The organism is Lyngbya sp. CCY1209 (genome assembly GCF_035615495.1).
Lineage (GTDB): Bacteria > Cyanobacteriota > Cyanobacteriia > Cyanobacteriales > Microcoleaceae > Limnospira.
Window position 1 is genome coordinate 25,330 of the sequence record NZ_JAJENU010000599.1, and the last position, 17,819, is coordinate 43,148.

The window sequence follows — 17,819 nt, forward strand, 5'->3', positions numbered from 1 at the left end:
GAGGTGAACGACCGTGGCACGTTTTGGAATGTTCGGCGGACTGCTGCTGGTGGGCGCCAGTTCCGGGCAACTGCTCACCCTGCTGCTCAGGGCCTCCGCCATCGGGGGGTGGCTCTACTTCGGCATCGTCGCGATCGCCCTCCTGTCCCTGAGCCTGGGAGTCGCCCACCCCGACCGCCTGGGGGGACTGTTCGCCACCTCCCCCCTCATCTTCAAACTCGGCGCCATCGCCCTGACCGCCACCGCCGCGATCGGCCTTCTGTGGGGGATCTTCTGATGATTTCGACCCGAGACTGGCAGCAAGCCTTCCTGCAATGGCTCTCGGACCACGAAGCCTCCGTCTGTTCCCTCGTCAGCATCGGCATCGGCACCGCCGGACTGTGGTGGGCCTCCCTCAACCCCGGCATCAACCCGAACCGCTTCTGGGGGGTCGGCATCGGCTGGCTGGGGGGAACTGCCGCGATCGCTTACTCCATCCCCGGCATCCGAGAAACCGAACGCAGCCTGATCCGCCGCGACATCGAGGACGGATGCTTCGACATCGTACAGGTGAGCGAACTGGCCGAATGGGAAAACGAATTCCTCCCCCCGCCGGACATCGGATGCGGCCCGGACATCGCCTCGCCCCCACCCCAGGCCGAAATCGGGGAAAGCCGGGAGATCGACTTCTACAACCCCGCCGACATCCCGGACGAAGCCTGCGGAATCATCCTGGGCGGCAACTCCGGCAGCGCCAAAACCCTCCTCGGCGCCGGCCACCTGGCGGGTTTGCTGACCCGAGATCGACCCGCAGAAGTCATCGTCTTGGACCTGCACGCATCCCGAAACCCCATTTGGGAACAGATGGGCTACCCCCGAATCGTAGACGACCCCCGAGAAATCTTCGCGATCGCCCGGTGGTTCATCGACGAAATCGAACGTCGCAAGCGAACCCTCGCCCACCCCATCGTCCTTCTCATCGACGAAGTGAACGACACCCTGAGCGAATTGGAATACCTTGACGAAATCGACCCCCTGCCGGGAAAACGGAAGCGGTCCAAGATCTTCTCCTACGCCCTCCGCAAACTGGGAAACGCCCGCAAATTCGACATCATCCTCATCGCCTTCATGCTGTCCCACAACACCGAGGCGATCGGCATCGACGGCAAATTTCGCAATAACTTCCTGCTCATCTTGACCGGCAGTTCGGCCCGCGCCGAAGGCGAAACCAAACTGAAACACGCCACCCCCGAATACCGATGGCTGCAAACCGCAGCCTACCCCTGCGTCGTCAGCGGGTCCGCCCCCTTCCAGTTGATGGAACATCCCACCCACAAGCACCACACCGTTTACCGCGCCAAAGGCAATGCGCCCCAGCACCTCATTCACCCCCACTTTCTCAACCTTCGCACCGTACCCGACTTCAACGAATCAGCCGAACTAACCCCGTCCGGAACCCGGAAAAACCCCAAAGGCGACCCCAACCCGAGGGCGATCGACCTGGAAAAACCCCCCCTCAACCCCAACTATCCCGACCTGTCACCCGAACAGATCCGCATCCTGGAGTGGATTGTCAACAACGGCGCCGAAGCCAGACTCGGCGAACTGATGCGATCCATCACCATCACCACCAACGGCGAGAAATGGACAAAAGACAAATTCCTCATCGCCGTGCGGTGGATGGAAGACAAAGGCTACCTGACCTCAGAACCCGACGGAACCAGCCTTTGGCTGCGAGTCACCCCGACCTGATCTCAACCGTGGTGTGGTGCCGTGGTCGCCCCATCCAGAGCCACCTCTGGGGGCTTCCTCCAACTCGCCACACCACGCCACACCCCCATCGAACCCCCGCCATGAAAAATATCACCGAGACAAACCAGCAACCGAGAAAGTCATCCCGGTTCGGACTGTTGAAAACCCTGTTCGTCAGTTCCATCGCACTCGCTTCCTTCGGAGCCATCATATTCGGATGGAGCGACAGGAAGAAACCCGCCCCCGTCGAGCCTTCTTTCACCCAACATCCGGAAGAACAGCCACCACCCAAGCTTCTGATTCCCGGCAATGCCAATCAAGTGATCTGCACCCTCAACGGCGGTAAGGAAAGCTGCTTTGCAGACGACTACTTGCCCTGTCAAGCATTTCGTATCGTAGACGGCGAATCCAAATGCATTCACCGCAAGTCAGCCGACACCCCGGCATCCGAACCGACAGCCGAACCCAACACAAGCAACCCGGAAAAAACTTGCTCCAGCGGACGTTTATTCAACGGAAGTTGCTGGGAAAAACACCGATAGTACAGAGTCGATCGCAGCTCCAGTAGAGTTCACCTAGTTTGGTACACAGCATTCAGTGTGAACATTCCAGGAGTACACAGCATTTGCTGTCTTCTAAACAAGAGGTCGAAATTCAAATGCTAGATTCGATTTTTCCACAGATTTACGCTGCCCAAAACTTGCGGAGAACCCCCATGTATACTGAGAAATCAAAAATATGAATTTCAGAGAACCCCCATGTATACTGAGGAATCACAAAAACCCCCATGTATACTGAGGAATCACAAAAAAAATTTTCGATTTATATCCGTTACGTATCTATCATGTTTGTGTTATTGCATAAAATCAAAAATATTGCTAAACTGAGAATCATCCCGCCAGACATATATCGAGGAGAGGGAAATGGCAAAACAGAGGAGAGTCGCAATAGAAAACTTCAACTGTCGGATGACCACAGAGGACTTCGACAGGCTGAATCTCTATGCCGCACTGAGGAAAGTTCCCGTCGCCACCATCATCAAAGAGTGGATCGCCCAAATACCACTGGGTGAAACAGAAGCCCCCCAAGCCACCGAATTGGACTACAGAGCCAGAGGAGGACACGGCGAACGCTTTGAGTACCTGAGAGCGTACCGCGACAAACAGCGCCAGAAGTGCGCTTGAGCAAAAAAAACGGGAGGTTGGTAGCCTCCCCAAAAATTAAAACTTTTCGAGCGACCTATTGAGGTCGCACATATTCATGTTAAAACGAAATACTTTGCAAGGGCAAGCTTTTCTTTGCCCATCACACGCCTATTGTACCCCCAACCAGCGGTGGAAAGTAACGGTACAGCGTTTGTTAATGGCTCCCGGATTGAGCAAAGGCGATCGCGTTATTCTGACGAGCCTGCTTGACCGAATTTCCAAGGCAGACCAGGCAAATCGACCCTTTCAGCCCTATCCCAAGCACATCGCAGACATCGAGAAAATTCAGAAAAAGCTGGGAGGTGTGCGATGAACAAGCCTTCTACCCAAGAACTAATCGCGGGACTCTCCCAGATTCCCGACAGCTTCATCCTCACCCCCGTCAGAGGCAGCAAAGCGCCCTACCGGAAAAACTGGCAACACGAGAAACCCTGCGATCGCGACACCATCGAAAAAGACATCGAAACAGGACGGGCGAAAGGCTACGGACTCAGAACGGGCGCTATCTCCGGCGGAATCGTAGCCGTAGACTGCGACGGTGAACCCGCCCATAAACTGGCCGAATCGTCGGGGGGATTGCCACCGACCGTCAGTTTCACCAGTAACAAGCCCGGACGCGCCCAATACCTGTACCAGATTCCCGAATCGGAATGGGGCAACGTCGAAACCCGCAAAATCAAGACGGGACAGAAAGGCGACGACGGCAAAGAGGTGTTGCTGGAATTGCGGTGGAATGGCTGCCAGTCGGTGTTACCGCCATCAGTTCACCCCGAAACCGGACAATATCAATGGATTAACTCCCCAGGGGAAACCGCGATCGCCGAAGCCCCCCGGTGGGTCATCGAGCAAATGCGGGACAACACGGGGCGGACGGAAACTCCCCTGCTCAACAGCATCACTTCTGACGACATCCCCCTCACCATCTGCCTCGCGATCGAAACCCGGAATCTGATCGAATCCGGGTCGCCAGACGGACGGCGTGGCGACGACGCGATCCGGGTCGCCCAAGACCTTTTGGGGACATATGAACGGCTGCAATACCTGGGGTATCCGGTGAAAGACCGCCCCGAAGATCTGTTCGAGCAATATTGCGATCGCTGCAATCCGCCACTCGAACCAGAACGGCGCAAGTCAACCTGGAAATCGGCTCAACGGCGCAACCCAACCCCATGCCTGAGCGATGACAAGATCGAGAACTGCGTTCGAGCCTATTGGAAGCAACTCGCCGACCCATCGGGGGTTCGCGGCGGAAAACCATCTCAGAGCGACAGATCCTTTTCCCTCATCAAAGGGGGCAAAGACAACGATTTGGAGGAAGCGATCGAACAAGTCATAGAGTCCGGCGCAAGTGGCGCCCAGTTAAAAGCCACTCTCGCCAAAATCGCACAAGCGACAGGTATTTCACCGACAGAGGTTTACAGAATTTACCAAGCCCGGATTGATGAAATAGAGCAGGAAGAAACCAGAGAAGAATGCAAGCAAGCAGTCGAGGAACTCCTGAGCTTCCAACACAACAGCCTTGAAGTCGAGAAATTTCTGCCACCGGCACTGCACCCCATCTTCCAAATCTATCGAAGGATGGCACTCAGACCCGAGATTGCCTTAATGCACCTCATAACGGCAACTGCCTCGCTGCTGCCACCCGAGTCAAGGATTGACTTACTTGACTACACCAACCACAGCGAACCTTTCATCCTCTTTACTTTGGTCTGTGCCGTACCGTCCCAGCGGAAGACACCAGGACTCAACCAAATCATCTCCAAACCCTTCAAGCAACTACAGAAGGAACTCAACGAACGGCACGAACTCGAACATCGGGACTGGAAAAAGCGCCAGAAACAGGCGGAAGATGCAGACAAACAGTTTGACGAACCCGAGCCACAGTTGAGACTCCTGGCCATACATAGGGCAACTCAAGCCGCACTGCGTAACCTACTCGCCCACAATCCCCGGTGGGGGTGTCTCCTAGTAGCCGATGAGTTTTCGGGAGAAATGAGGAACATTCAGAAATCCTACAACCAAGGATTTGCCGAGGACATTCTCAGCCTCTACAACGGTGACGGACGCATTGAGGCGAAAGCCGAGGAAATCGCCAGCAACACGACCCACTCCAACTTCAACCTCTGTGGGAACATCCAACCCGAAGTATTCGAGGAGTTCTCCAACGGACGGAACGACGCCTCCGGCTGGTGGTCAAGGTTCTCCATCATCCGCCAACCCATATCCCCCATGCACATCCCCGAGACGCGGGCGGAACGAGAGAACCTCCCAAAACTCAACGTCCAGGAAACACTCGTCGAGTTTTACCGCCAACTGCTCAAAATTTCGGAACCCGTGCAACTGCGACTGTCTGAAAAAGCCCAAGACTACTTCGCCCGGGTTTACAACAGAGCAGATGTCCGTAGAGTAGAATACGCGGAGAAAAACCCGGCGATCGCCTCCCAATGGGGCAAGCTCCCCGGAAAGGTCGGACGAATTGCGGGCAACCTCCACATCATCCACTGCCTCGGACAGGGACAGCCCATCACTGAGGAAATCAGCCCCTCAACCCTAAAACTAGCCGTAAAACTAGCCAAGTTCCTGATCAATGAAATCACCAGTGTCTACGCCGAAGCGGACAAGGACAACCACGAAGCACTCCTCTCCCATATCGTCACCTTGTCCCAGAAACGGGGAGCGGTCAAAGCCAGCGACTGTCAGCAGCGGATACGATCGCTCAGAGGAGTGAAACCCGACCAAATTCGCGCATACTTCGACAAACTCGCCGAGATAGGCCTCGGAACCATCGAAGGGTCCGGCGCTCGAAGGAAATTCAAAGCGGATGAGTCTGCCGACCCCAAAATTCTAGACGCCAGACCGGACTCTAGACCCACTCTTGACACCGACACCGACACGCCAGAATCCCCGCCAGACAAGGAACCTAGCCCCCACTCTAGACCGATAGACACAATAGACGCACCCGCAGATCCGAAAACTGGTGCGACTTGCGGCGAGCGGAGTCGAACCGCCCCCAAACCCGACAACACGCTCACCGCCACAGACCGCAACGGACAGGCGATCGCAGTTGGGGACACCGTGACCTACCTCTCCTCCGATGACCCCAAATGCCCGTGGAATGGCAAGCAGGGAATTATCAAGGAAATCCACCCAAAAAACAACGGCAAGACGTTCGTCGAAGGAAAGTTCCTCAGTCGGCAGGACAGTCCCTTCTACACCCCATCCACCAACCTGGAGCGGTTTGAAGACACGGGACAAGCCTTGACGACTTAGCCCCCCACCGGAAACACCATTTCAATCAAAAACCATGAAACAGACTTCCCCACGCCGCAAGGGGAGGGTCGGAGTCTCCTGCGACAAAAACAGGCTCAGACTGTCCCTACCCAGACAACTGTTCGACGGAAAGCAGAAGCGCATTTCCCTCAACCTCACCTGCACCCCAGCCAACCGAAAAATCGCCGAGGAAAAAGCCCGGTTCATTCAAGAGGAAATCGAAGCCGGCCGCTTTGACTACTCCCTGGAACGGTACAAAATCAAAGCGAATCCCGAACCCCCACCCGGTAAACCCACGCCCAAACACGCCACCCTCAGCGGTCTGTACCAACGCTACATCGACACCAAAAAGTCAACAGCCAGCCCCGGAACCTGGAAAAACGGCTACTTGGTCATGTCGCGCCACATCGAGCGATCGCCATTCCGCGACACCGAGATAACTGCCATTCTCGGACAGGAGGTGTACGACTGGGCCATCGAGAAACTCACCCCCGACACCACATCCCGGTTGATGACCCAACTCAACGCCTGCTACGAGTGGGCGATCGATCTGCGACTCGTCCCCGGCCCATCTCCCTTCAACCGCTTGAGCAGAAAAGCCAAGAAACACATCAAAAAATCGAAAAAAGGAGACATCAAACCCTTCACCACCGACGAACGAGACGCCATCATCCGAGCCTTTGCCGAGAGCCAATACTCCAGCTACCTGCACAACTACGTTCGCTTCTGCTTCTTCACCGGCTGCCGTCCCTCAGAAGCGATCGCCCTCCGATGGTCCGACATCGCCCCCGACCTCACCCAATTGACCTTCCAGAGCGCGATCGTAACCGGAAAAGGCGGTCGAAAACGGTGCGACAAACTCAAAACAGAACCCAGCCGCGAATTCCCCTGCAACAACCAAGTCCAAGCCATTCTCAGGGATGTCCGAGAGCGATCGGTGTACCGTCGAACGTCGGACTCAAAAATCGTGTTCCCCAGCAAGAGGGGAGTCATCCTCGATATCGGCAACTTCCAACACCGACACTGGAAACCCATCCTGGCCGACCTGGGCATTGAATACCGCAAACCCTATCAAATGCGCCACACCTTCATCACCCTATGCCTCGAAGCCGGGGTTGAGGTCAAAGATGTCGCCCACCTCGTCGGCAACTCACCCGAAACAATTTACAAGTTCTACGCAGGCAGAAAGCAGGGGTTATCAGTCCCCGAACTTTGAGGCGAATTTTGAGGCGAATTTGAAATTCCTCCGGGACTGTCGCCAGCCCCAAATCCCTACATGGAAAGAGTTTCAGCCTTTTTTTTTAATTCGATTCGTAATCGAGCGGTCAGGGGTTCAAATCCCCTCATCGGCTTCAATCTATCGGGGTTTTGGGGACTCGCCCAACCGGTTTTGACGATCATTTGACGATCATTTGACGATCCGATCTTCAGGGATCGTCAAACCGAAACCGACCCCACCCCCCATCGGCGCGATCGCCCCCACCATCACTTCGATCGCTCCCCGGCACTTCCACACCCCCCGACGATCGGCCACGCTTTGTAAGAACTCCCCCCGGGGCGATACCCAACACCGCCGATCGCCGATCGCCCCCCTACCCCCGTCCGTCACTCTTATCAATGTACATTGATACCCGGGCGGTTTTTTGAATGATTTAATAATCCCCACCCCGGCGAAACTGGGGTGGGGTGCGTCTCAATATGTGTCCGGTTTTTGGGAGATGTATCGGGACGGGTCGGGGCGATCGCGGCTATCCGTCCCAACACAAAAATCAGCCCCCCCCAACCTGCTGGAACTTACCCAACACTGCTAGAGTCCCTTTTAATGCCCGCCCTGGACTACCCCCCAAAATTTTCACGATCGGCGACCGCCACGCCTCGGACGGTTAGCTTCAACCCCCATCAGATTGAGGGCCTTTTCTATCTCATCCTTGATCGCGCCGCCGTTCCCTGCCTTCACTTCAAAGGCGGACTGGAGGGCATCAATCACCTGCTGGAAGATCGGGTCGGGCGTCGGGTCACTTTGCGGCCGCCCGTTGCCGTTGCTGTTGGGTGCCGCCTCGATCGCTTCCCCCCGATCCATCTGTCGGGCGATCGCCAGTAGCGCGGGTGCAAATTCGGCGGGGACCCGGATCGGGACGGTCGGGGTGTGGTCCCATTTCGGTTGTTTTAACCCACTGGTGTCGGGGTTGTAGTTAGCCATACTGCTCATAGCTCTATCTTTGTACATTGATACATCTATCATTGTACATTGATACGGGTCAAGCGTCCCTTGTCGGGGTGTTGGGTATCGCCCTACGATCCGTCACACCACCCGGTTGCTACCTGGCAATATTACCCAATCAATGTACATTGATACGCGGACGGGCGATCGCCTTCACGTCAGACGTGCCAACTGGCAACAGTTCCCCAACCGCGTCTGTCCGTGTCGCTGGCGGTGGTGGTGTCGGTTCATCCATTTTTGTTGTGTGGGGTCACACCCCTACCCCTAATTTACATATTCAGCCATTTTGATGGATCTGATGGATCGTGAGGTCTGTAACGCCTACGGTGAGCATTTTTTGGGTACGATCCATCAAGCAAATTTTGATGGATCATTGATGGATCTGATGGATCGTTGGTGGGCAAAAAAATGGCCCCCGGTCTGGTGCGATCGGGGGTTGGTGGGGGGTAGGGATTTGCACTCAATGTCCTATATGTTAGGACTCAATTGAGTGCAACGACACGATTTTTGGCTTAAGGAAACAGCCAGAAGTCTTGAGAATAGAAGACCGAAACAACGGAGAGGGTGGGATTCGAACCCACGAGGAGCTTACGCCCCTAACGGATTTCGAGTCCGTCGCAATCGACCATCTCTGCCACCTCTCCAATAGGGCAAGTCAGTCTACAATTTTAGCACGGATTTTGGGAAATAGCAAGAGCCACGGTGGCGGAGGAAGCCATTCCCCATTCCCCATTCCCCATTCCCCATTCCCTACTCCCTACTCCCTACTCCCTACTCCCTACTCCCCACTGCCCACATCAGCCGTCAGGGCGGGGGAGAAGCCTTCGTTGGGAGTCCATTGCAAGGCTCCATCTCGGGCGGTCCAGAAGAGTTGAATTTGGCGACTTTCGAGGGCTTGGGCGGTTTCGGGGCTGACGGTGTTGGAGGAGGCGATCGCGACTTTGGGGTTAAGGGTTTCAAGGAGATCGGGGGCCAAATAGTCGCCGGACCACCAGAGTATGTCGATTTCCGATAAATTGTCATTTTGGGTGAGCAACTGGGATTGGTCTTCGAGGGAACTTAGCCCGAGTAGCAGCCAGCGCCGATCGCCCAATATCAACTCCAACACCGGAATGGTCGCCTCGATCAATTTGACCCGAGTCGCCCCCAATTCCAAGGGATTTTCCAGTTGCAAGGACAAATACAGGCCGTTGCGGGCGGCGAGAGTTTCCTGGATGGTGTCGGCACTGAGTTTGAAGGCATCTTTGGGGGCGGGGGTGTCGTAGAAAATCCGGACGGGCAATTCCTCCAAAAGCGGGAGCCAGCCGATATTCAACCGCAGTTCGGGGTGGGTGGCGATCGCCCAGTCGATCTGGTTGACCCCCTGCTCGATCAAAAAGGGCAGTATCGTATATTCCACCGTCTTTTCGTCCCCGCTGTTGAGCAACAGGACGCGATCGCGATCTTGAACCACCAAAATCGGCTTGTCGGCGGCGGCCAGCACCGTGACGCGAAATTGGGTGAATTGGGCGTAGGCCACCGGAACCGCCACGATCGCGATCGCGACCAGGACGCTCGCCGCCACGGGATAAAATCCGATGCTCCGGCGTCGGCGATGCTGTTTTCCCCGACTCCGCGCCTCCCGCAGGCTTCCCCAGGCCCACATCGCCACATTGATACAGTACAGGGCGATCAGTTGCACCAGCGACAACCCCCCCACCGCCACCGAATTTCCGGGCAGATTGCCGAACCATTCCACCATCGAAATCAAGCCCTGCAGGGGGTAATACAGCGCCAGAGCCATCTGAGAAGCCCCCCAGGGCCAGACGAGGGCAACGAGGGCCGTCAGCATTCCCCCGAGCGTGATGAGGGTGACGAAGGGGACCGCCAAAATATTAACCAAAATGCTGTAGGGCGACACCAGGTTGAAGACGTAAATTTGTAGGGGGAGCGTCCAAACCGCCGCTGCCACGGGGACGGCGATACCGGTGGCGATAACCGGGGGGAGCCACCGGAGCGATCGCATCAGCGGCGGGACTGTCACCAACAGCCCGAACGTCGCCAAAAAGCTGAACTGAAATCCGAGATTGTGAATCAACAGCGGATTCCACAGCAGCAGCAGCACCGCCACCCCCAACAGCACCGCGAGTGGGCGCACCCGCCGGTCCATCACCAAACCCACCAACGCCGCCACCCCCATCAGCGCCGCCCGCAACACCGAGGGCGATCCTCCCGTCAATCCGACGTAAAATAAAAGTGCGATCGCCCCGATCCCCAACCGCAAACCGGGCGCCAACCCCACCGTCAGCGCCAAAATCACCCCCAGCAGCAGGGAAACGTGAAACCCGGATGCCGCCAGGGTGTGGGCCAACCCCACCTCCACGAAGCGATCGCCGATATCCGGGGGAAGATCCACCGCCCGCCGCCCCAGCACCATCCCCGCCAGCAGCGTCCCTTTCGGCACACCCAACCGATAAACCTGGGCGCGGAGAATCCGCTGTCGCACCCGCCACCATCCCCAGGCCTGCTCCTCCTTTTGCACCAGATAGCGCCCGTACATCCCCGCAAACGCCCCTCGCCGCGCCAGATAGCGTCTGAAATCGAAGCCGCCGGGGTTGAGCGCCGCCTGGGGCGTGTAAAGCGTCCCCGTCACGGCGACCGTTTCGTTGGGGTGCAGGCCCGTCCCCTGCAAAACCGGCACGGTGACGTAGAGTTTCCCCGACACGGGTTTGCTGACTTCGATGGGGCTCTGAGTGCTGGTAATTTCGTTAATTTCCCTCGTCCGCAGCCAAAATTGGGTATTGCCGGAACGGGTGAGGCGGGGGGAACCCTCCACCTTTCCCCGCACGGTGATCAGCAGATCTTCGACTTTGCCCCCCGACACAATATATTGGCTGATATCGTCGGGCGCCGGTTCGGGGGTTTGCATCTGGAAATACAGGGGGGCGAGGACACCGACCAATCCCACCCCCAACCACGCCATCGGCTGGATCGGGGGCCGGGGAACCGCCTCCGGCGGGGGGGCGAGGGCGGAACCCCGCTTCCGCCCGATTTGGGTTTTCGATCGCCGGGAAGAAGCCAGACGACGCCGTCGCAACTGGTACTGCCACAGAGTCGTCAGGACTGCCATTCCCACCCCCACCCCCAGGAGGACGTAGCCCCCCCAGGGAAATGGGGCAACGAGCAATCCGAGAATGTAGGCCAACCCGAGGGCGATCGCTGCCGTCTGATTCATCGCGATAGATTTAGATGGACAAGCCCAATTTTAAGCCCAAGACCGTGTGGACCACCATCAACAGCAAAGCGACGCTGCCGATGTAGGCGTGGGCCATCCGCCACCCTTCCCGATCGCCCCCAAATTGACTCAGGGAGATAGCGCCGTTGACTCCCAAGAGCCCCAAAACGGCCGTACCCGTCCAAAAGTGGGGACTTTCAAAAATCGGTTCCCCCTGCATCACCAGAGACAACAGGCCGCCGATAAAGCCCAAAGCCATAAATAGAAACATCCACGGCGCGAGTTGGCGGTGTCCCGAACGGCTGGCGATCGCGGCCTCTTTGTCCGCCGCCAAACGCCCCCGCCACCCGGTATATCCGACAAAACTCCCCATCACGAAAATGACGATACCCATCATCACCGGGTGTCCCCACTCGATGACAGGTTCCGGCAGGTTGAAACCCGCAAAAAAATCCGCGATCGGCTCCAACAAAGCCCTCACATCCATGTTTCCTCTCTCAGCATCAATTTTGTCGATCCAGATTATAGTATTTTTTGAGATTCTCGCAGTTTTCGGCCTCGGAGTTGAGAGCGGAAAATTTCACCACTCCAGGCACTCCAGGACACGGAGAAATCACTCACCTCAATCCCCCAAATCTTGAGCCAATTCTCGGTTGATAGGAAATAACAAATCTGTGAAATCTGCGTAATCTGCGGATGATATGACACTCCATCCCATCTCAAATCACCTCCCGACTCTCATAATAATCCCCCGACTTCCCCCCACTTTTACTCACCAACCGGATCGAACCAATTTCGATCGACTTTTCCAACCCCTTCGCCATGTCGTAGAGGGTGAGGGCGGCGACGGAAACGGCCGTCATCGCCTCCATTTCCACCCCGGTTTCCGCCGTCGTCACCACGGACGCCTCGATCCGGTAGCCGGGAAGTTGGGGGTCGGGGGTGAGGTTGACGTCAATTTTGCCCAGGGGCAGGGGGTGGCACAGGGGGATCAGTTGAGCCGTCTGTTTGGCTGCCATGATGCCGGCGAGTTTGGCCGTGGTGAGGACATCGCCCTTGGGGGCATTGCCCGCCGCGATCGCCTCCAGGGTTTCCGGCAGCATCCGCACCCACCCCGCCGCGATCGCCCGCCGCCGGGTTTTGGCCTTTTCCGACACGTCCACCATCCGGGCTTCACCGCTCGAATCCAGGTGGGTCAGGGGTTGGGGATTATTTTCGGAAAAATTGTTTGTCATTTGGAAAACCTGTGCTATTATAAGAACTCGGGCAGTTAAACGCCTGCTCGGGCTTGTAGCTCAGTGGACTAGAGCACGTGGCTACGGACCACGGTGTCGGGGGTTCGAATCCCTCCTAGCCCGTTTCCCTTTTAATCCTTGTCCTGCAACGGTTTACAGCACTTGACTCAAGGCGCTATAACCATTTGTCAACTTAAAAGTTACTCATAACCTATTCCTGACATAGGTTCAATAATTGGTCAATTGTTGATTAATCAGTCAATTTTGACTCAAAAATCAAAACTCAAGTGCTTGCGGGTGAAATCACCCGGATTGATCGGCTTGCCCGTCACGCTAGGGAACACCAGTTCTGAATCCCCCCGCGATCGCGCTGAGGTGAGAAGATCTCGGAGGAGATTGCCACAGGGGAACGTCCGGCTCGGTTCGGTCTTGAGTCCCTGATAACGCTTGCGTCCCCCCTTCCCCGCCAAGATTGCGCTGTTGAATGTCAGTTCGGACAGGTCGGGGGCGACATCCGACCATCTGAGGGCGATCGCTTCGGACGGGCGACAGGCGGTACGGCGATCGCTGAATGTGGCGCAACGTCACCAGGTAGCCATTTTTCCAGTTCTCTGGCGTTTTGGTCAGCCTCAAACTGTGATATTTTTGCTGACCGTCATACAGTCGGCTCTTTGATCTGTGGGAGGGAATTGGCGGGAAACAGATCCGGGGCGTCAGTGGCACGATCGCCGCCGACGGTGGACGGGGAGGCGGAGTGCGATCGCGGCAGTTCGCTTGAACTGATGACGCGACAAGCGGGAGTGACTGGGGAACGTCAACCAACATCTGCTGGATTACCCATTCGGAGGCGTCGGCGATCGCGATTTCCTGTGGTAACTTAATCCAGGGGAGCCGATCCGGGTCGGACTGTCTCCGGCGACCCGTCCCCGCCGATTGGAGGCATCTGGCGGGGGGTGATGGCGCGTCTGGCGGTTCGTTTCGGGTCGGGTGGGGAAATGTTCGGTTGAGGGAGTCCCGCCGTGTGGGGGTCGTTTGCCGTCCGCTCCGAGAGCGATCGCGCGGCTGTTCTACGGGGTTACGGAAACCCGTAGGCTTTCCCCCGAAGCAAGACGTTTTTTTTCGGGTCACGATCGGATAGCGATTGCACGGATGTACAACACAGCTACGGAAACCCAATTGGTTTTCCGCCGGATGCACGGAGTTTTTTTGGGGCTCGCTTCGGGTTCCAAAATGTCCTCACCCGCAGCGGGCGATCGCGGGAGCCGGTTCGGTCCATATCCGGCCCCCGTGCGGCCCGTCATTGTCGTTGAAAGCAAAACTGAGTAATGGGGATGAAAGAAAGGATAAGAGGAAGCTGAAAAAGAAGAATTGGTGGACGAATCAGAATAACAGCCCACCTGCCTCCGTTTCTACACCAACCCCCGATCGCACCAGACCGGAAGTCATTTTTTTGCCCACCAACGATCCATCAGATCCATCAATGATCCATCAAAATATTGAGAAAAAACAACTCCCGTTGACCCCGTTCCTATCAATGTACATTGATAAGATAGCCGTTATGGTGAGGGGGCGATCGCGGATCGGCGGTGTTGGGTATCGCTGCGGGGTGAATCTTTGGCACCCGTGGTTGACCGTCGCGGGGCGTGGAAGTGTCCGGGAGCGATCGGGATGATGGTGGGGGCGATCGCGCCGACGGGGGGCGGGGTCGGTTTCGGTTTGACTATAACCCCGGAAATTATCGCCAAATTATATCCAAATTATCGCCGAAGGTGATTGGGTATGGGGCTGAAACAACGGAGAGGGTGGGATTCGAACCCACGGAACCTTTCGGCTCACTCGATTTCAAGTCCCACGGTGTCAAAACGCCACATTTCCGACGGCGTAAAGCTTTTCAAGTTTGCTCTGTTTAAATGATGTTTAATTGCACATCAATTGCACATCAAAACGCCTTAAAGTTCGGGGACTGAAAGTCCTTTTTTCTTCCCCGCGTAGTTCTTATAAATCGTTCCCGGCGAGTTCCCCACCAAACGGGCCACGTCTTTGACATCAACCCCGGCTTCAAGACATTGGGTGATAAAGGTGTGTCTCATCTGGTAGGGTTTCCGGTACTCAATCCCCAACTCTAAAAGGACGGGTTTCCAGTGTCTCGCTCTGAAGTCCCCGATCTGGATCGGCTTGCCCGTTTTGCTGGGAAACACGATCTCCGAGTTCGATCGCGATCGAGCTTCCTTGAGAATGTCCTGAACCTGTTCGTTGCAAGGGAACTCGCGGCGCTTCTGGGTTTTGAGTCCTTTGCAGCGCTTGCGCCCTCCTTTCCCTGAGACGATCGCCGTGGTGAAAGTCACTTTGGAATAGTCGGGGGCAACGTCAGACCACTGCAGGGCGATCGCTTCGGATGGGCGACAACCTGTAAAAAAACAGAAAAGAACGTATAGAAGATTGTGACTGTGCCGCGGGTCCGTTCCAAAACTTTGGATGATGCGATCGCGTTCGTCCTTGCCGAATGGGTTGATGTCGTCGTCGTCGTCCGACTTCTTAAGTTTTTTGGCCTTTGTACTCATCCCATCAAATGGCGACGGTCCGTTCGCCAACTTTTTGGCGATCGCCCATTTGAATGCGGCGTTGAGTTGGGTCATAAACCGGGCGGTGGTATCGGGGGTAAAATGCTGGATTGCCCAATCAAAAATGTCTTGGCCGACAATCGTTGATATGTCCGCATGGCAGAACGGCGATCGCTCGATGCGTCGCAACGTCACCAAGTAGCCATTGTTCCAGGTGCCCGGTCTTACGCGACTTTTACGAGTTTGGATGTAATCATCGAAAACTTTTACCAGGGTTTGAGGTTTGAGTCGTTTTTGGGGGGTCGCTGTCGTTGACTTGTATCGTTCCAGTGTGGGGTCAAAGTTGCCAAAAGCTATATCAGCTTCAATCGTTTTGGCTCTTGCCTCTGCAATTTTTCGGTTCTCTGGAGTTTCTTGCAAACCAAGGTATAGATGTACCTGTTCATTTCCAAACAGTTCGCGAGGAAGGGTTAGCCTGAATCTGCCTCTGACACAAGACACCCCGACTTTTCCCTTGTAACGAGGGGTGGATGCTTTTTTCATAACTGTTATTGATGGGGTTAATTTTCGGCGTTAAATATCACCGGGTTTTAGGTCTTTGACCAGGTACTGAAAAGACTGTCTTTCGGCTGTAATTCGGACGGTCCTCTCGTTGACGATTTCGGTGATTTTGCCGGTTATGCCTTTGAGCTTATCGCCATCTTTGGTGATAACAACTTCTTTGCCAACAGAAAACCATTCTCGCCGTTGTGTTGGTGGGACGGGGTGAATGTAGCCGTTGATTTCCTGCAATCGCCAGATGTCTATCAGTTCTGTCAGGACGGCTTCGGCTTCACCCCATTTTTTGAATTTGAGCAGGAGTTTTTTTCGTCCGATTCGGTATTTACCTTGTCCCGCCAAGTCTTTGAAGATTTCCTGAAAAGCCTTCACATATTCGTTACGGGAGTTACAGGATATCAGATCGGGAGTAGCGCGATCGTTTGTTTCAAAAACTGCCTGTCTGCCTGTCCTGCCTGTCCCCTGTGTCTGGAAGTCTTGCTGTGCAGGCGTTTCAGGGGGGACACCCTGCCTGTTCTCTGCCTGTCCCTGCCTGTCCTGCCTGTCCCCCTGCTGGATAGAGTGGATTCTTCTGTACCCAGATCGCTTGATGCTGTTTCGCTTCCAGCGCCCGTGCCTGAAGCCGATACCCGTCATCACTTTCTTGATGTCTCGCTCAAGGCGACTGAACTCGCCGATCTTGTATTTTTCATCTTCTTTGGTATCAAGCCATTCCTTGATCTCTTCAGTCCAAACCTCGTCCCTATCTGCGACAAACTCCTCAATCAGATCGTGTAGGTAGCCGCGATCGGTGAACTCCTCATTGAGTAGGTTAGCTTGCTGCTGTTCCTCGCGGGTGAGATGGAATCGGTAGCCTTGTTTATAGAGGTCAACTGCTTCACCCCAAACCTGATCGCGCTCTTCATCCACCAAGTCAACCGGAATGGGTTGTGAGACGGGGATGACCATAAACCGACGCGCCCCCGTCTCATCGTGGTTGAAGTCGGTTCGGTTGGTGGAGCCGACTAATACACTCATGCGGGGATATGGTGTCGATCTTTGGGCGTAAGGGGGGCGAATATTATCCGTTTGGGTTGTGATAAAAGCCTTGATTTTTCCCGATGTACTGCGATTGATATTGTTTTCCACTTCAGCCCATTCTGTCCAGACGGATTGGTGCATTTTGAGCCGTTCATCTTTGTCTTTAAAATCTCCCATGTCATCGCAGAACAAGTTATCGCTGACCATCTTTCTGAACCACGTTGATTTCCCCAACCCTTGCTCGCCGTGCAGGATAAATAGGGTATCAAATTTGCACCCGGGTTTGTAGGCTCTGGCGACTGTTCCGACCAAAACGCATTCTAAATAACGCTGGTGCAATGGGTTTTCCGTTCCGAAATAGCGTTGTGCAGCTCCTGCGATCCGGCTGACCCCATCCCGCTTCCTATGGCAATCTTCCAGGTAATTCAGGAACGGGTCAAAGCTGTTTTCTTTGGCGACATCAAGGATGATTTGATGTTTGACTCTCAGACTCCCTTTGATCTGAATGTTCCCCTTCTTTGCCAGGTCAATTTCGGGGGCATCGGGGTTGAGTGGTTCGCCGTCAATTTCAACTTGTTTGAATCGGGTGTTGTATTGAATCCTTCCACCAAAGGCGCGCTTGATATTTTCCAGGTCTTTGAGAATTTGCAGGGTTTCCTTTTCCACCGGGGCGCTCGTCTCCTGCCGAAACGACGGACCGATCGCGTTGAGTGGCTGTCTCCGATAAGCCTTGATACAGTTCTCTATCTTGTCATCACTCAGACACGGGGTCGGGTTGCGCCGTTGAGCCGATGTCCAGGTTGA

General features: G+C 55.5%; 16 protein-coding genes and 2 tRNA genes. 8 read left to right on the forward strand and 10 right to left on the reverse strand.

The features are described from left to right. The first annotated feature begins 13 nt into the window (after nucleotides 1–13). The 6 genes from LKE08_RS22255 to LKE08_RS22280 all read left to right on the forward strand — a co-directional run bounded on the left by LKE08_RS22255 (nucleotide 14) and on the right by LKE08_RS22280 (nucleotide 7,422). Nucleotides 14–277: a hypothetical protein gene (locus tag LKE08_RS22255; RefSeq protein ID WP_324706461.1), complete on the forward strand. Its 264-nt coding sequence runs from the start codon at nucleotides 14–16 to the stop codon at nucleotides 275–277. Beyond that, nucleotides 277–1,731 carry a hypothetical protein gene (locus LKE08_RS22260; RefSeq protein ID WP_324706462.1) on the forward strand — a complete coding sequence of 485 codons (1,455 nt, stop codon included), beginning with the start codon at nucleotides 277–279 and terminating at the stop codon, nucleotides 1,729–1,731. The genes LKE08_RS22255 and LKE08_RS22260 overlap by 1 nt, the downstream gene beginning before the upstream one ends. Before the next feature lie 101 nt (nucleotides 1,732–1,832). Next, the gene (locus LKE08_RS22265; RefSeq protein ID WP_324706463.1) at nucleotides 1,833–2,273 is read left to right on the forward strand and encodes a hypothetical protein; all 441 of its coding nucleotides are present in this window, start codon (nucleotides 1,833–1,835) and stop codon (nucleotides 2,271–2,273) included. Between the two features lie 426 nt (nucleotides 2,274–2,699). After that, nucleotides 2,700–2,915: a hypothetical protein gene (locus LKE08_RS22270; RefSeq protein ID WP_324706464.1), complete on the forward strand. Its 216-nt coding sequence runs from the start codon at nucleotides 2,700–2,702 to the stop codon at nucleotides 2,913–2,915. A gap of 330 nt (nucleotides 2,916–3,245) precedes the next feature. After that, complete coding sequence (locus LKE08_RS22275; protein WP_324706465.1) at nucleotides 3,246–6,206, forward strand: DUF3987 domain-containing protein; 2,961 nt, start codon at nucleotides 3,246–3,248, stop codon at nucleotides 6,204–6,206. A gap of 34 nt (nucleotides 6,207–6,240) precedes the next feature. Beyond that, nucleotides 6,241–7,422: a tyrosine-type recombinase/integrase gene (locus tag LKE08_RS22280; protein WP_324706466.1), complete on the forward strand. Its 1,182-nt coding sequence runs from the start codon at nucleotides 6,241–6,243 to the stop codon at nucleotides 7,420–7,422. A 192-nt stretch (nucleotides 7,423–7,614) separates the two neighbouring features. On the opposite strand, the gene LKE08_RS22285 is transcribed toward LKE08_RS22280, so the two are convergent. Both LKE08_RS22285 and LKE08_RS22290 read right to left on the reverse strand, forming a co-directional pair. Further along, nucleotides 7,615–7,740, reverse strand: a complete 126-nt coding sequence (locus tag LKE08_RS22285) for a hypothetical protein (RefSeq protein ID WP_324706467.1) — start codon at nucleotides 7,738–7,740, stop codon at nucleotides 7,615–7,617. A gap of 318 nt (nucleotides 7,741–8,058) precedes the next feature. After that, nucleotides 8,059–8,406: a hypothetical protein gene (locus tag LKE08_RS22290; RefSeq protein ID WP_324706468.1), complete on the reverse strand. Its 348-nt coding sequence runs from the start codon at nucleotides 8,404–8,406 to the stop codon at nucleotides 8,059–8,061. A gap of 142 nt (nucleotides 8,407–8,548) precedes the next feature. Between LKE08_RS22290 and LKE08_RS22295 the strand changes: the two genes are divergently transcribed. Next, on the forward strand, nucleotides 8,549–8,695 hold the full coding sequence (locus LKE08_RS22295; protein WP_324706469.1) for a hypothetical protein: 147 nt from the start codon (nucleotides 8,549–8,551) through the stop codon (nucleotides 8,693–8,695). A gap of 288 nt (nucleotides 8,696–8,983) precedes the next feature. Here the strand turns inward: LKE08_RS22295 and LKE08_RS22300 are convergent. From LKE08_RS22300 to moaC, 4 genes are all read right to left on the reverse strand, one after another. Then, nucleotides 8,984–9,071 (reverse strand) — tRNA-Ser (locus LKE08_RS22300). A 134-nt stretch (nucleotides 9,072–9,205) separates the two neighbouring features. Further along, complete coding sequence (locus LKE08_RS22305) at nucleotides 9,206–11,641, reverse strand: ComEC/Rec2 family competence protein (protein ID WP_324706470.1); 2,436 nt, start codon at nucleotides 11,639–11,641, stop codon at nucleotides 9,206–9,208. Between the two features lie 10 nt (nucleotides 11,642–11,651). Beyond that, nucleotides 11,652–12,128: a DUF4079 domain-containing protein gene (locus LKE08_RS22310; RefSeq protein ID WP_324706471.1), complete on the reverse strand. Its 477-nt coding sequence runs from the start codon at nucleotides 12,126–12,128 to the stop codon at nucleotides 11,652–11,654. 232 nt (nucleotides 12,129–12,360) lie between these two features. Beyond that, the gene (moaC, locus tag LKE08_RS22315; protein ID WP_324706472.1) at nucleotides 12,361–12,876 is read right to left on the reverse strand and encodes a cyclic pyranopterin monophosphate synthase MoaC; all 516 of its coding nucleotides are present in this window, start codon (nucleotides 12,874–12,876) and stop codon (nucleotides 12,361–12,363) included. Between the two features lie 49 nt (nucleotides 12,877–12,925). Here moaC and LKE08_RS22320 point away from each other — a divergent pair. Next, nucleotides 12,926–12,999 (forward strand) — tRNA-Arg (locus LKE08_RS22320). 210 nt (nucleotides 13,000–13,209) lie between these two features. Here the strand turns inward: LKE08_RS22320 and LKE08_RS22325 are convergent. The 4 genes from LKE08_RS22325 to LKE08_RS22340 all read right to left on the reverse strand — a co-directional run. Continuing rightward, nucleotides 13,210–14,004, reverse strand: a complete 795-nt coding sequence (locus tag LKE08_RS22325) for a hypothetical protein (protein WP_324706473.1) — start codon at nucleotides 14,002–14,004, stop codon at nucleotides 13,210–13,212. A 428-nt stretch (nucleotides 14,005–14,432) separates the two neighbouring features. Beyond that, a complete protein-coding gene (locus LKE08_RS22330; RefSeq protein WP_324706474.1) occupies nucleotides 14,433–14,621 on the reverse strand; it encodes a hypothetical protein in 189 nt (62 codons plus the stop codon). A gap of 204 nt (nucleotides 14,622–14,825) precedes the next feature. Then, a complete protein-coding gene (locus LKE08_RS22335; protein ID WP_324706475.1) occupies nucleotides 14,826–15,980 on the reverse strand; it encodes a tyrosine-type recombinase/integrase in 1,155 nt (384 codons plus the stop codon). A gap of 30 nt (nucleotides 15,981–16,010) precedes the next feature. Then, nucleotides 16,011–17,819, reverse strand: a 1,809-nt coding sequence (locus tag LKE08_RS22340) for a virulence-associated E family protein (protein ID WP_324706476.1), incomplete at its 5' end; no start/stop codon positions are given.